This window comes from Mangrovimonas sp. TPBH4 (genome assembly GCF_001280505.1).
In the GTDB taxonomy this organism is placed as follows: Bacteria; Bacteroidota; Bacteroidia; order Flavobacteriales; family Flavobacteriaceae; genus Mangrovimonas_A.
Genome location: NZ_LBIO01000062.1, coordinates 21,177 through 35,826, shown reverse-complemented (window position 1 = coordinate 35,826; position 14,650 = coordinate 21,177). Strand labels below are relative to the sequence as shown.

Here is a 14,650-nt window from a genome sequence, read left to right as displayed (position 1 = left end):
TCATTCGGCAGCCAAAATGTTAATTGCCCCAAAAATTATATTGACAAACCTAACATTGATATTAGTAATTCACTAACTTGGTACACTTTTTAATTCAGCAATGAAAACACAAACCATAGGCCGCACAGACAGGATTGATTTTCCTGAGCTACAACTATTTGAAGTAGATGTCAAGATAGATACTGGCGCCTATACTTCTGCTATACATTGCTCAAAAATCATCGAAAAAAACAACAGCCTCATCTGCACATTTCACAGTGAGGGCCATCCAAATTTTAGTGGTGTCCAGGTTACTTTCAACTCCTATTCCAGAACCAATGTAAAAAGCAGCAATGGTTACAAGGAAAATAGGTTTAAAATAAAAACCGATGTCATATTTTTTGGTAAAACCTACAAGATTAACTTAACTTTAAGCACTAGAGACGATATGAAATTCCCTGTTCTCATTGGCAGACAGTTTTTAAGCAAAAAATTTCTCGTTGATGTAGATCAGCAAAACATATCTTTTAACGCAAGTAAACGCGCATGAACATAGTCATTCTTTCTAGAAATTCTTATTTATATTCTACGCAACGCCTCATTGAGGAGGGGCGGAAGCGAGGGCATCAGGTTGAAGTCATAGACCCTTTAAAATGCGACATCATCATTGAAAAAGAAAAACCTACCATCTTTTACAAAGACCGGTATTTGGATTATGTGGATGCCATTATCCCTAGGGTTGGAGCTTCCATTACTTTTTACGGATGCGCCGTGGTGCGTCAATTTGAAATGATGAACGTCTTCACCATTGTAACCTCAGATGCCATTCAGCGCTCAAGAGATAAGCTACGCAGTCTACAACGCCTGAGCAAAGCAGGAATTGGGATGCCAAAAACGGTGTTCACCAACTATTCCAGAGACGTTGAGGAAGTAATCGATCATGTTGGGGGAACTCCGGTAATCATAAAACTCCTGGAAGGAACCCAAGGTTTGGGCGTGGTTTTGGCAGAAACCAAAAGTGCGGCAGAATCTGTTTTAGAAGCATTTAACGGATTACAAGCTAGAGTAATCGTGCAAGAATTTATTAAAGAAGCCAAAGGAGCAGACATTAGAGCATTGGTTGTAGATGGACAAGTAGTTGGCGCAATGAAACGCCAAGGAAAAGAAGGTGAATTCCGCTCTAATTTACACCGGGGAGGTACTGCCAAAATCATTAAACTTAACGAAGCGGAATTGAAACTGGCCATGCAGGCCTCTAGAGCCCTAAAACTTCCTGTATGCGGTGTAGACATGCTTCAGTCTGACAGAGGGCCTTTGCTTTTGGAAGTGAACTCTACTCCAGGGCTGGAAGGCATAGAGGAAGCTACTGGCAAAAATATTGCGAGAGCCATTATAACCTATATTGAAAGGAACCGATAGATGACCTATACCCAAAAACCAATCATATCCATACTTGGCAAAGACATTAAAGCGGGTGAGCGTTGTGAATTGAATTTTGGGGTAGCCAATTTACACACCACTTCCAGCATTGATGTTCCTGTAATCGTGGAGCGCTCCAAAAAACCGGGGCCCGTCCTACTTTTAACCGCCGGCATTCATGGCGACGAAGTGAACGGGGTTGAAATCATTAGGCAAATCATTGCCAAAGGCATCAACAAACCTAAGTGCGGCACCATCATTTGTATTCCAATAATCAATGTGTTCGGATTTATCAACCTAAAACGTGAATTTCCGGACGGAAGGGATTTAAACCGTGTGTTTCCCGGCACAAAAAAAGGTTCTTTGGCCAGTCGGGTAGCTCATAAATTGGTAAGCGAAGTGCTTCCTGATGTAGATATTATCATGGATTTCCATACTGGAGGATCGGGAAGGTTCAACGCGCCACAAGTACGCATTACCAAAAACAACCCTACATTGGATGAATTGGCCAATGTGTTTGGAGCGCCTTTTATTTTATATTCCAAAAACATCAAAAAATCATTTAGGAATACTTGTAGCAAACAAGGAAAGCCTATTTTACTATTTGAGGGCGGAAAATCTACCCATATTGACGTCAACATTACAAATACAGGCGTGAATGGAGTGAAACGCGTATTGCAGCACTTAGGAATGCTTTCAACAAAATTCAAGGCATCCAAACCAAAAGTAGATACGGTAACCATTCTAGATAGCAGTTGGCAGCGTGCCAACTATTCTGGAATGTTCAAACCTTCGGCAACCCTGAATTCAAAAGTCACCAAGGGCGAGATTATTGGAAACATTACTGATCCCTACGGCAAGTTCAACCATTTTGTAAAAGCCATTTATTCGGGATATATTATCAATGTAAACGAACTCCCTATTGTCTATCAAGGAGATGCCTTATTCCATATCAGTACAAAACTTAAAAATGACCAAGTCTGAATTAAGAACTCTATATAAATCCAAGCGAGCCAACCTTACAGAAGATGAGATTGACCAATTGAGCATGGATATTGCCAATCAGCTTTTAAAAATGGACATTTGGAAGCATTCCTTTTACCATTTGTTTTTAAGCATTGCGTCTAAGAAAGAAATACAAACCGATTTCATCCTGAACATTCTTTCCGGGAAAGACAAAAACATAGTTATTTCAAAAAGTGATTTCGAGGCGGGTACCATGACCAATTTTCTGTTGACCGACAACACCGTAATAAAGGTTAACGCTTATGGGATTCCGGAACCTGAAGATGGGATTGAAATTGCCAATGACAAATTGGATGTGATTTTTGTTCCACTTTTGACTTTTGACGACCATGGACAAAGGATTGGTTATGGCAAGGGATTTTACGATACATTTTTGGCCAGGTGCAAACCAAATGCCATAAAAATTGGACTGTCATTTTTTGAAGCAGAATCATCATTTGAAGACATGCATGAAGCCGATATTCCTCTCGACTACTGCGTCACTCCAAAAACCATCTATACATTCTCTAACTGAGTAGCATCCTTTTTGTCTACAATTTCCTTATCCAAACCTTCCAATTGATCTGAAGGTTTCGGGAATACTTTTCTATTGAAGACGATCAGAATTCCTATCCCGGTACTTATAGCCATGTCGGCCACATTAAAAACAGGCTCAAAAAAAGAAAAACTCTTCCCGCCCACAAAAGGAACCCACTCTGGGTAGATTCCGCTATATATAGGAAAGTGTAGCATATCCACGACGTTGCCATAGAACAAGCCAGCGTAACCTCCGTCCTCAGGCATAAATTCAGCGACTCTATTGATACTGTCACTGAATACAACCCCATAAAAAACCGAATCGATAATGTTGCCTAAAGCCCCTGCGAAAATCAAGGCTACAGCCCAAATTAGGGTTTTGGAGGCCTTTTTGTTAATGGAAGACACCAACCAATAGCCAATCCCAAAAACAGCCACAATCCTAAAGAGTGTCAGGCTCAACTTGGCTGTTTTATCTGAAATAAAGGATACAAAATCACTGATTTTGGTTCCCCATGCCATTCCATCATTTTCAACAAAGGCAATATGAAACCATTCAAAAACCTCAATGCGATCCCTAAGTTCAAAATGGGTTTTAATGTAAATTTTGCTGATTTGGTCAACAAGCAATATCAACAGGATTAACAGAAATGCTCTTTTTATTGACATGGTTTAGTATTGATGAAACACAAAAATAGGATTTATTAAATTGATTGTAGGTACTTAATAAATTTAGAATCCTTAAGTACACAAAAAACAAACGCCCTGTAAAAATACAGGGCGCAGTTTTAATGTTATAAGTATACTTATTGCTGCATGTTTTTTGCCTCAATACTCAATGTAGCATGTGGCACTAACTTTAGGCGCTCCTTACTGATTAATTTACCAGTTACACGGCAAATACCATAAGTTTTATTCTCTACTCGTATAAGGGCATTTTTCAAGTCTCGGATAAACTTTTCCTGTCTAATTGCCAGTTGTGAATTAGCTTCCTTACTCATAGTTTCACTACCCTCTTCAAAAGCCTTGAACGTTGGTGAAGTATCATCAGTACCATTATTAAGGTCGTTCATGTAAGCACTTTTTAAAAGTCCCAAATCATGTTCTGCCTTTTCAATTTTATCTAGAATCAATACTTTAAACTCTGCCAAATCCTTATCGGAATACCTGTTGTTAGTTTCTACTGCCATAATCTTATAATTTTTGAATAAACAGTTTGGTATTTACATCATCAAAGGCAATCTCTACACCATTGTTTACAATGTCTAAAATTTCCAATTGATCTGTTAACGTCTCTGTTTTTATATAATCGATATTTTGTTTTACCGCATTACTAATCTGTTCATCCTTTTGCAAGTGGACCGCAATTCTATCTGTAAGCTCAAATCCTGAATCTTTTCTAAGGTTCTGGATTCTGTTTACCAACTCTCTTGCAATACCCTCTTTTTTAAGTTCATCATTGATTGTAACATCCAGTGCAACGGTTAGAGCTCCTTCGTTTGCTACAAGCCAACCTTCGATGTCTTGTGAGGTAATTTCCACATCAGAACGTTCTAATGTAATACTTTTTCCATTAATTTCAACATCCATTTCACCGCTTTGCTCCATTTTTTTTATGTCCTCAGATGTAAATCCACTGATTATCTGCGCAATGGATTTCATATCTTTTCCAAAACGAGGGCCCAAAACTTTGAAATTCGGCTTGATTTGCTTCACCAAAATCTCAGAAGCATCTTCCAAAACTTCGATTTCCTTTACATTTACTTCCGAAGTAATCAAATCTGCAACCGCCAAAATCTCAGACTTTTGCTGTTCACTGTTCACTGGAACCATGATTTTTTGTAATGGCTGACGCACTTTTATCTTTTCCTTAGCACGCAATGACAACACCAATGATGAAATGGTTTGTGCGCTTTCCATTTTACGCTCCAACTCCTTATCTATAAAAGCAGGATCGCTCACAGGGAACTCTGCCAAATGTACACTTTCAAAGTTTTCTTTTTGTGTCACTTTTGTTAAGTCCTGGTAAATTTTGTCCATGTAGAATGGCGCAATCGGCGCCCCAAGTTTCGCCAAGGTTAGCATACAGGTATACAAGGTTTGGTATGCCGAAATCTTATCGGATTGGTAATCGCCTTTCCAAAAACGTCTTCTACTTAAACGCACGTACCAGTTACTCAAGTAATCCTGAGTAAAGTCCGAAATTGCTCTGGCAGCCTTTGTTGGTTCGTATTCGGCATAATACTCGTCAACTTTTTGTATTAAAGTATGTAATTCAGATAAGATCCAGCGATCAATCTCTGGTCTTTCTTCCAAAGGAATATCAGCTTCATTATAGGTGAAGTTGTCCAAATTGGTATATAAAGTGAAGAAAGAATAGGTATTGTAAAGTGTCCCGAAGAACTTACGTTTTACCTCTTCTACGCCTTCAAGGTCAAATTTTAAGTTATCCCAAGGGTTCGCATTGGAAATCATGTACCAACGTGTAGCATCGGCACCATAATTGGCCAAGGTTTCAAATGGATCTACGGCATTCCCCAAGCGCTTGGACATTTTTTGGCCGTTTTTATCCAAAACAAGTCCGTTAGAAACCACATTCTTATAAGCAACCGAATCAAACACCATCGTCGCAATGGCATGAAGCGTATAGAACCATCCACGCGTTTGGTCTACTCCTTCCGCGATAAAATCGGCTGGGAAAGACGTATGAGCATCAACTTTCTCTTTATTTTCAAAAGGATAGTGCCACTGTGCATACGGCATAGATCCCGAATCAAACCAAACATCAATCAAATCGCTTTCACGCTTCATTGGCTTACCAGAAGCTGATACCAAAGTGATTTGATCCACAATGTTTTTGTGCAAGTCTAATTTCGCGTAATTGGCATCATCATTATTACCTACTTCAAAATCCTTGAAAATATCTTCCGCCAAAACACCTGCTTCAATAGCACGTTGCATTTCGGCTTTTAATTCTTCTACAGAACCAATACAGATTTCCTCCTTGCCATCTTCGGTTCTCCAAATTGGTAATGGAATTCCCCAATAGCGAGAACGAGACAGATTCCAATCATTAGCATTTGCCAACCAATTTCCGAAACGTCCTGTTCCAGTAGCTTTAGGTTTCCAGTTGATGGTTTCGTTCAATTCAAACATGCGTTCCTTCACATCGGTTACCTTGATAAACCAAGAATCCAATGGATAGTACAAAATAGGCTTATCGGTCCTCCAACAATTAGGGTAGCTGTGTTTGTATTTTTCAACCTTAAAGGCTTTGTTCTCTTCTTTTAAACGGATGGCAATCTCAACATCTACCGAGCGCTCAGGCGCTTCGCCATCGGCATAATATTCGTTCTTCACATATTTCCCGGCATGCTCACCCATTTCTGGTCTGAACTTTCCTTGCAAGTCCACCAACGGCACCAAATTCCCTTGCTCGTCCATTACCAACATCGGTGGTACTTCTGGAGTCGCTTGTTTGGCTACCATGGCATCATCGGCACCAAAAGTTGGTGCGGTATGTACAATTCCAGTACCATCTTCAGTTGTTACAAAATCTCCCGAAATCACTCTAAAGGCATTCTCTGGATTATTATGTGGCAAGGCGTAAGGCAATAATTGCTCATAGGCAATCCCCACTAAATCTGCTCCCTTGAATTCCTTAAGTATGCGATAGGGAATCTTTTTATTTTCTTTTGAATAATTATCAATATCTGCTTGAGACTCCGCTACGACATATTTCCCCGAAAACTGCTTTCCTACCAAAGGCTTTCCTACTACAACTTTGATAGGCTCGAAAGTGTACTGATTAAAAGTTTCAACCAATACATAGTCAATTTTTGGCCCCACAGTCAAGGCTGTGTTACTCGGTAAAGTCCAAGGTGTAGTCGTCCAAGCCAAGAAATGAATATCTCCTTCGTTTTGCAAAAACTCTGGTAAGGATTCTGACTTAGCTTTGAATTGCGCCACTACCGTAGTATCGGTCACATCCTGATAGGTTCCCGGCTGGTTCAGCTCATGAGAACTCAAACCAGTCCCTGCTTTTGGAGAATACGGCTGAATCGTGTAGCCTTTGTATAATAAATTCTTATTGTAGATTTCTTTCAACAACCACCATACACTTTCCATGTATTTTGGCTCGTAAGTGATGTACGGGTCATCCATGTCCACCCAGTACCCCATTTTTTCAGTAAGGTCGTTCCACACATCCGTGTAACGCATCACCGCCTTACGACAAGCTGCATTGTAATCTTCTACTGAAATAGTTTTTCCAATATCCTCTTTGGTAATTCCCAATTCCTTTTCAACTCCCAATTCAATTGGAAGTCCATGAGTATCCCATCCAGCCTTTCTCTTTACCTGAAACCCTTTCATAGTTTTATAGCGAGGAAAGATATCCTTGATGGCACGTGCCAAAACGTGGTGCACTCCAGGAAGACCATTTGCCGACGGAGGCCCTTCAAAAAACACAAAAGGTTTTGCGTTGTCTCGAGACGTGACACTTTTTTCAAAAATGGAATGCTCTTTCCAATAGGCCAACATTTCATCGGCTACTTTAGGTAAGTCAAGACCTTTATATTCAGGGAATTTCGTACTCATATTGTCATTAATTCTTTTGGACCTGCGAAATTAATGATTTTTAGAGAAATAGCCGTGCTATTTGGAGGAAAATGGTCACCTTGAAAATGTCACTTACACAATAAAGCCTACCAAGTCTTCGATTTTGGAAATCATCTGAATTTTAATAGCTGTTTGTTTCAACGAAATTTTATTGTACTTGGACACAAAAATGGTCGAGAATCCAAGCTTCTCAGCTTCCAAAATACGTTGTTCAACTCGTTGCACGGGTCTGATTTCACCGGAAAGCCCAACTTCGGCTGCAAAACAGTAGTCTTTCGGCAAGGCTTCATCTTCATTTGAGGATAAAATAGCCGCCACGACTCCAAGGTCGATGGCAGGGTCATCTACGGTAATTCCCCCTGTGATATTCAAAAACACATCTTTGGCTCCCAACCTAAAACCAGCGCGTTTTTCCAAGACTGCCAACAACATATTGAGACGTTTCGCATTAAACCCCGTGGCACTACGCTGCGGCGTCCCATAGACCGCCGTACTCACCAAGGCCTGCACTTCAATCATCAAGGGGCGCATACCTTCCAAAGTGGCTGCTACCGCATTCCCTGACAGCTCATCATCCTTTCTGGAAATAAGAATTTCTGAAGGATTACTCACTTCCCTAAGGCCTGCTCCTTGCATTTCATAAATCCCCAATTCATTGGTGGATCCAAATCGGTTTTTATTGGCTCGTAAAATTCTAAACACATGGTTTCGGTCTCCCTCAAACTGCAATACCGTATCCACCATGTGCTCCAAAATTTTAGGCCCAGCAATGTGCCCATCTTTGGTAATATGCCCAACAAGAATTACCGGTGTCGCTGTTTCTTTGGCAAATTTGATGAGCTCAGTTGTACATTCCTTAATTTGAGAAATACTCCCTGCAGAAGATTCAATATAATCGCTATGCAATGTCTGAATGGAATCCACAACCACAACATCTGGTTGCAATTCCTCAATCTGCTTGAAGATATTTTGCGTTTTGGTTTCTGTTAAAATATAGCAATTACTAGAACTAGGATTGATACGCTCGGCACGCATTTTAATCTGCTTTTGGCTTTCCTCTCCAGAAACATAAAGTGTTTTATAAGGCAATCGCAAGGCCATTTGCAGTAGCAGGGTACTTTTTCCTATGCCAGGTTCTCCTCCCAAAAGTGTCAGGGATCCCGGCACCAATCCGCCACCCAACACACGATTGAATTCCTTGTCAACCACATCTATCCTAGCGTCTTGAGAAGCATCAATCTCATTGATAAGCAAAGGTTTCGCTGCACGTTTTTTGGAAGCTGAAGCAGGACTTTTCCAATCACTCTTTTCAGGAGTTTGAAGGACTTCCTCTGCAATGGTATTCCACTCTTTACAGGAGGTACACTGCCCTTGCCATTTTGAATATTGAGTACCGCAATTTTGACAATAAAACGTAGTTTTAACCTTGGCCATATTTAGAAATTTAGGCTAAAATAAGGAATAAATGACCGCAAAAAAATAATCCCCAATACATCGGCATTGGGGACAGCAAAATAATTGAGTGATTGGTATTTTTTTGTACTTTTTAGTTTTCTGCTTCGTCGTCTACTTCTTCGGCTGCAAACTTTAAATCTTCAACTTTAGAAAGAATGAAATCTCTATCTATATGTGCCATTTCGTTAAGTTCCAAAGCGCTTTCGTATAATTTAACAGCCTTTTTGGTTTTACCCATTTTCTCGGCATACAAGGCCAAATAATAGGTTCCCAAGGATGAATTAGGATCTTGCTTATTCGCCAATTTACCTATTTTCTCCAAAGATTCCACATCCTCGCGCTCTTCGGCTACCTCAACAATTTTTTCAAATTCTTCTTCGGTTATTGGCTTATAAATTCCAAAGAGGTTTTCAATTCTCTTATAACGATCTACAATGTAACGATCCAAAGTCCCTTCATACGGGAATACTTTTTCTTTTAGCTCCTTTTCGTCCAAAGGCTTATACAGCTCAAAGATTTTATCCAACGCTTTTGAAACTCCTCCGGTAACCAACATGTAATGCGTATCCCCTTTGAACTCATCAAAATAATAAGTCAATGAATTGTTTTTGGCGCCTTGAAGATTGGCATCCACTTCACGAATATTATCTTTTAAAGGCGCAAAATCATGATCGCTAGTCACCATATAATAGAAGATATCCTCATCAATCCACTTCAATCGACTTACCACATTCTCCTTCATTTCCCCTTTAAAATCAGGACTTAAATTAACATAGGCATTAAACATTGGGTCTGCACTCAACAAGAATGAATTGATAAAATTCCCCATCACATTGTGCCCAACAGCTACTCTAAATTTACTCGTGTTGTACTTGCTATCTATGTATGGCAATAATTCTTCTGAAACAAACCTGTAGAACCTTTCTCCAGATTCTATTGGCATTCCAGTGACTTCATCGTAATAACTATCATATAATCTTTGCTTCCCTTGCTCAATCCCTACAATAATGGATTTGGGCATCTCATCAAAGTAGGTTTGAAAAGCTACTTGGCCTGCAACTGCCTCAAAAAGATAATCGCCATCAAACACCACTATTACAGGATGTTTTAAAGGCGAACTTGGATCGTAACCTGCCGGCAACTTAATTTTTATTTCTCGAGTAGTATTTAGCTTTCGGGACTGAAACTTTTCTCGTTTAACCTGGGCAAAACTAACACTAAAGGTAAGTAGTGCGAAGACAAAAAGTAGATTTCTATTCATCATTTAGTAGGTTTGGATTAGGATAGTAAACATACCAAAAATAAGTTAACCTGCTAAAAAAAATCGATGAAATGCAATTATTTGTATTAATTTTGGTCTTTGATGCTATAAACTTTTTCCAGAAGCATGTCCTTATCAATGTACTCAGACTCGTTCAGCATCAAACCTGATTGGTAGTATTGCAGGGCCTTTTTCATATTGCCCTCTTCCTCATAATACATACCTTGGTAATAGGCACTGATCATAGAATCCGGATACTCTTTTTTCGCCAATTTGGATACATTTTTTAAAGATTCCATATCTCCCTTTTTCTTTGAAGCAGCTGCAATAGCCTTTAAGTCAATTTCCACAACTTGTTTTTCAAAGCCATAAAACAGCTCGATATCCTCATATTTCTTCATTAAATATTCATAAGGAGACCCTTCATAAGGGAGCACATTTTCAGTATATTCCTTTTTATTGATGGGCTTATACAAAGAAAAAATCTGGTTCATGGCCTTTGGAATTGCCAGACCTACCAATGAATAATGATTGGCATCATCAAAATTATCGAACCTATAATGCAATTTTGGGTTTTCAATAACACTTAAAGTTTTGTCAAGATTGACAATACTTTGGTTTAAATTACCCAAATCATTTTCTGCGGTTGCCAAATAAAAGAAGGTATCTATTGGAATATTATTTAGGCGTTGCTCCAAACGATTGGCCATTTCCGGGGCCAAATCTGGACTGAATTCCACAAAAGCCCTAAAGATTGGAAATTCCTTAAACACGTAATAATTCATGAAATTGGCACTTAAATTATGCCCTACTCCAATTCTAAATTTAGAAGCCTTAAACTTACTCTCGATGTAAGGAATCAACTCCACACCAACAAATTCAAAAAAACGAGCTCCTTCATGAGCAGGAAAATAAGTTTCATCATCATAGAAAAAATCCACCTCTCGACTAGAAGCCTGATTAATTCCTACAACAATACATTTTGGCATTTCCCCCCAATAGGACTGGTAATTAACATTACCGATCACTGGCTCAAACAGATAATCCCCATCAAACACAATGATAATTGGATACTCTGTTTTATCCTCCGGGTTGTAATTGGACGGCAGTTGAATTTTCAATTCTCTAGTTTCTCCCAAAATGGATGACTCCATTGTTTCGAACAGCACTTGGGATTGAAACGTTTGAAAGCCCAAAACAAATACCAAAAGCATGAAAAACTTATGCATAATTTTCCTTCATTTATATTGTTACGGCAATTTATAAAATTATTTGGTTCTATTATAGATTGGAAGGCAAATTAAAGATAATCCTCCCAAAAGTGTAAGCATAAGGGTTTGTGTGGACCACATAATCCACCCAAAAGCCCTGCTTGGATCCACTGGTAATGCGAACAAGGTAAAGGCCAAAACCACCGCCTCTGGATAGGAACCAATTCCTCCATTAGTAGCGGCAATACTAAAGGTTGCAGAAATAAAACCTACCAAAATTGCAGCTAATGGGATAGGCTGTAATTCTTCAATTCCCAAAGAGGTTACGTAGAACATTAAAAGATACATGATCCATATGAAAAAGGTATGTCCAATGAATGCCCATTTTTTCTTCATTTTCAAGATACTGAATACTCCCTCCAATAAACCAACCACAAAGGCCCTTACCTTTACAGCAAATTTGGATTTTCCTTTCTTGAAATAAACAATCATGCCCAATCCTAAAACAAGTAAAATCCCCCCTGCAGAGAGCACTTTGATGGCATCAAATTTTTGTATGAAGAAATTATAAATGAATTCAAACTCCAGAAACAAGGTAGTCACTATAATCAAGAGGAGCACCACAAGATCAGCAACACGTTCAGACACGATGGTCCCAAAGCCCTTTTCAAAAGGCACACCTTCGTAATTGGTGAGTACGGTGGCCCTTGTAACCTCACCTGCCCGCGGAATGGTAAAGTTCACTAAATACCCAGCAAAAACCGCCATCAACCTATTGGTCATTTTAGGATGATACCCCAATGGTTCCAATAAAAACTTCCAACGATAGGCTCTTGACAAATGACTTAAAAACCCAAAAAGAATCCCTAAGACAATCCAGAAGTAGTTTGCCTTTTTAAAGTATACAATGAGTTCCCCGATTGATATCTTGGACAGCGAATACCACACTAAAACAACACCCAACAATAATGGCAGTGTTAATTTCAGGATGGTTTTAAGCTTCGAATTCAATCTTAGGAATTAGTTTAACAAGTTAGTGGCTTCGTTTGGAAAAACCAATGAAGGCTTAAAAGTTTTAGCCTCTTCAATGTCCATAAAGGCATAAGTGATCAAGATCAAGGTATCACCAACCGCAACCTTTCTAGCTGCAGCACCATTTAAGGTAATCTCACCACTATTTCTAGGCCCAGGAATTACATAAGTTTCCAATCGCTCACCGTTATCATTGTTCACAATTTGCACCTTCTCCCCTTGGATAATATTGGCCGCATCCATTAGATCTTCATCAATGGTAATACTTCCAATATAATTCAGATCTGCACCTGTACACTTAACTCTATGAATCTTAGATTTTACTACTTGAATTTGCATGAGGCAAAAAATATTAATTTAAGGCAATGTTATCTATAAGTCTAACATCACCTGCATACACGGCAATAAAACCGCGACATGCATTTGTATTCGTTTTTTCTGTTATTGTTTTCAGGGTCTGTTCATCTGCAATAATGAAATATTCCAATTCCAACAATTCATTATTCGAAAATTGACTTTCAACCCAATCGGTAACTGCTTTAGCACTTTCTGTGCCAAACTTATCTTTGGCAGCTTGCAGCGTTTTGTAGATGAAAGGAGCAGCCTCCCTGTGCGCAGGTTTCAACCGAATGTTTCTAGAACTCATTGCCAAACCATCTGCTTCTCTAAAAATTGGGCAACCTATGACATTTACAGGGATTCCATACTTTTCAACCAACTTTTTGATGATCATCAATTGCTGAAAATCCTTTTCGCCAAAATAGGCATTGTTGGGCAGACCTATTTCAAAAAGGCGCTTTACAATGGTTCCAACACCGTCAAAATGTCCGTCCCTAAACCGTCCTTCCATTTCATGCTCCAAACCATCGTAAGAAAAAGATATGGACTCAACTTCCGCTCCGTAAATATCGTCCACCGAAGGTGCAAACACCATAATTTCGTCGCTAAGCTGCTGTAACAGCTCTACATCGGTTTCCAACATTCTTGGATACTTTTCAAGATCTTCTGGATTATTGAATTGGGTAGGATTCACAAAAATGCTTACCACAACGGCATCATTTTCATCCAATGCCTGCTGGATTAAGGACAGATGTCCTCTATGCAGAGCGCCCATGGTAGGTACCATACCAATGCTACGTCCTTGGGCTTTGAGTTCCTCGACAGTGCTTTTTAACTCACTGGATTTATAATAAATTCTCACGTGACAACAAAACATTAACAGCGTGCAAAACTAATATTTTACTGGCAATCTGCATAAAATTTTGTAATTTTGCATGTTTTTTATTTCTAATTTACTAAATCGAACCTATTTTATGAAAGATAAGCGAATATTGTATGTGTCTTCCGAAGTTGTACCATATTTACCAGAAACAGAGATCTCATCGATGTCATTTGAAGCTCCAAAAATGGTAAACAAACAAGGAGGCCAGATACGAATATTTATGCCTAGGTATGGTAACATTAATGAAAGAAGACATCAATTACACGAAGTAATTCGCCTTTCCGGTATCAACCTAGTGATAAACGATTTAGACATGCCATTGATCATCAAAGTGGCTTCTATCCCAAAAGAACGCATCCAGGTTTATTTTATTGACAACGAAGAATATTTTAAGCGCAAAGCTACATTGACCGACGAAGAAGGAAAGCTATTTCCAGATAACGACGAGCGTGCTATATTTTTTGCAAAAGGGGTGATTGAAACTGTAAAAAAACTTAATTGGTCACCAGATATCATCCATGTAAACGGATGGATGGCTTCATTGCTTCCTCTTTACCTAAAAGAATTTTATAAGAACGAGCCGCTTTTCAATGAAAGTAAAATTGTAACTTCGGTATACAATCAAAGTTTCGACGGAACGTTAGATAGTGAAATGATCAACAAAATAAAGTTCGACAATATCGATCAAGATATGGTCAAGGTTTTGGAAACCCCAAACTACAACAACATCATGAAAGTGGCCATAGACCATTCCGATGCGTTGATACAAGGGTCTGAGGTAATCCCTGACGAATTGACCGAATACTTAAAAGCTTGCGGTAAACCTGTACTTGACTATTACGCTCCAGATGAATTTATGGAGCCTTATACAGAATTTTACACTACCGAAGTCTTAAAATAAGAATCGCT

The 14,650-nt window shown here is 39.1% G+C and carries 14 protein-coding genes; 5 read left to right on the top strand and 9 right to left on the bottom strand.

Features of this window, described 5'->3' with window-relative positions; all coding sequences use genetic code 11:
* The first annotated feature begins 100 nt into the window (after positions 1-100).
* The 4 genes from ZA05_RS15935 to ZA05_RS15920 are packed head-to-tail and all read left to right on the top strand — an operon-like array spanning position 101 to position 2,938.
* Positions 101-529 carry a RimK/LysX family protein gene (locus ZA05_RS15935; RefSeq protein WP_053992686.1) on the top strand — a complete coding sequence of 143 codons (429 nt, stop codon included), beginning with the start codon at positions 101-103 and terminating at the stop codon, positions 527-529.
* On the top strand, positions 526-1,398 hold the full coding sequence (gene rimK, locus ZA05_RS15930) for a 30S ribosomal protein S6--L-glutamate ligase (RefSeq protein ID WP_053992685.1): 873 nt from the start codon (positions 526-528) through the stop codon (positions 1,396-1,398). Before ZA05_RS15935 ends, rimK begins: the two co-directional genes overlap by 4 nt.
* Positions 1,399-2,382 (top strand): succinylglutamate desuccinylase/aspartoacylase family protein, encoded by a 984-nt coding sequence (locus tag ZA05_RS15925; RefSeq protein WP_053992684.1) that lies wholly within the window; start codon positions 1,399-1,401, stop codon positions 2,380-2,382.
* Positions 2,369-2,938 carry a 5-formyltetrahydrofolate cyclo-ligase gene (locus ZA05_RS15920; protein WP_053992683.1) on the top strand — a complete coding sequence of 190 codons (570 nt, stop codon included), beginning with the start codon at positions 2,369-2,371 and terminating at the stop codon, positions 2,936-2,938. The genes ZA05_RS15925 and ZA05_RS15920 overlap by 14 nt, the downstream gene beginning before the upstream one ends.
* Here ZA05_RS15920 and ZA05_RS15915 read toward each other — a convergent pair.
* The 9 genes from ZA05_RS15915 to panC all read right to left on the bottom strand — a co-directional run bounded on the left by ZA05_RS15915 (position 2,920) and on the right by panC (position 13,720).
* Positions 2,920-3,609 (bottom strand): lipoprotein signal peptidase, encoded by a 690-nt coding sequence (locus ZA05_RS15915; protein ID WP_053992682.1) that lies wholly within the window; start codon positions 3,607-3,609, stop codon positions 2,920-2,922. The two genes, ZA05_RS15920 and ZA05_RS15915, sit on opposite strands and share 19 nt — an antisense overlap.
* Before the next feature lie 137 nt (positions 3,610-3,746).
* Positions 3,747-4,130 carry a TraR/DksA C4-type zinc finger protein gene (locus tag ZA05_RS15910; RefSeq protein WP_053992681.1) on the bottom strand — a complete coding sequence of 128 codons (384 nt, stop codon included), beginning with the start codon at positions 4,128-4,130 and terminating at the stop codon, positions 3,747-3,749.
* 4 nt (positions 4,131-4,134) lie between these two features.
* Positions 4,135-7,539 carry an isoleucine--tRNA ligase gene (ileS, locus tag ZA05_RS15905; protein ID WP_053992680.1) on the bottom strand — a complete coding sequence of 1,135 codons (3,405 nt, stop codon included), beginning with the start codon at positions 7,537-7,539 and terminating at the stop codon, positions 4,135-4,137.
* Positions 7,540-7,632: 93 nt separating this feature from the next.
* Positions 7,633-8,994, bottom strand: a complete 1,362-nt coding sequence (radA, locus tag ZA05_RS15900) for a DNA repair protein RadA (protein WP_053992679.1) — start codon at positions 8,992-8,994, stop codon at positions 7,633-7,635.
* 112 nt (positions 8,995-9,106) lie between these two features.
* Positions 9,107-10,279 (bottom strand): alpha/beta hydrolase-fold protein, encoded by a 1,173-nt coding sequence (locus ZA05_RS15895; RefSeq protein WP_053992678.1) that lies wholly within the window; start codon positions 10,277-10,279, stop codon positions 9,107-9,109.
* 83 nt (positions 10,280-10,362) lie between these two features.
* Positions 10,363-11,505, bottom strand: a complete 1,143-nt coding sequence (locus tag ZA05_RS15890) for an alpha/beta hydrolase (RefSeq protein WP_053992677.1) — start codon at positions 11,503-11,505, stop codon at positions 10,363-10,365.
* Positions 11,506-11,544: 39 nt separating this feature from the next.
* Positions 11,545-12,498, bottom strand: coding sequence for a lysylphosphatidylglycerol synthase transmembrane domain-containing protein (locus ZA05_RS15885; RefSeq protein WP_053992676.1), 954 nt, complete (start codon positions 12,496-12,498; stop codon positions 11,545-11,547).
* Positions 12,499-12,507: 9 nt separating this feature from the next.
* Positions 12,508-12,858, bottom strand: a complete 351-nt coding sequence (panD, locus tag ZA05_RS15880) for an aspartate 1-decarboxylase (RefSeq protein WP_053992675.1) — start codon at positions 12,856-12,858, stop codon at positions 12,508-12,510.
* Between the two features lie 13 nt (positions 12,859-12,871).
* A complete protein-coding gene (panC, locus tag ZA05_RS15875) occupies positions 12,872-13,720 on the bottom strand; it encodes a pantoate--beta-alanine ligase (RefSeq protein ID WP_369793865.1) in 849 nt (282 codons plus the stop codon).
* Positions 13,721-13,832: 112 nt separating this feature from the next.
* On the opposite strand from panC, the gene ZA05_RS15870 reads away from it, so the two are divergent.
* Positions 13,833-14,642, top strand: coding sequence for a glycogen/starch synthase (locus ZA05_RS15870; protein ID WP_053992812.1), 810 nt, complete (start codon positions 13,833-13,835; stop codon positions 14,640-14,642).
* The last annotated feature ends 8 nt before the right edge of the window (positions 14,643-14,650 follow it).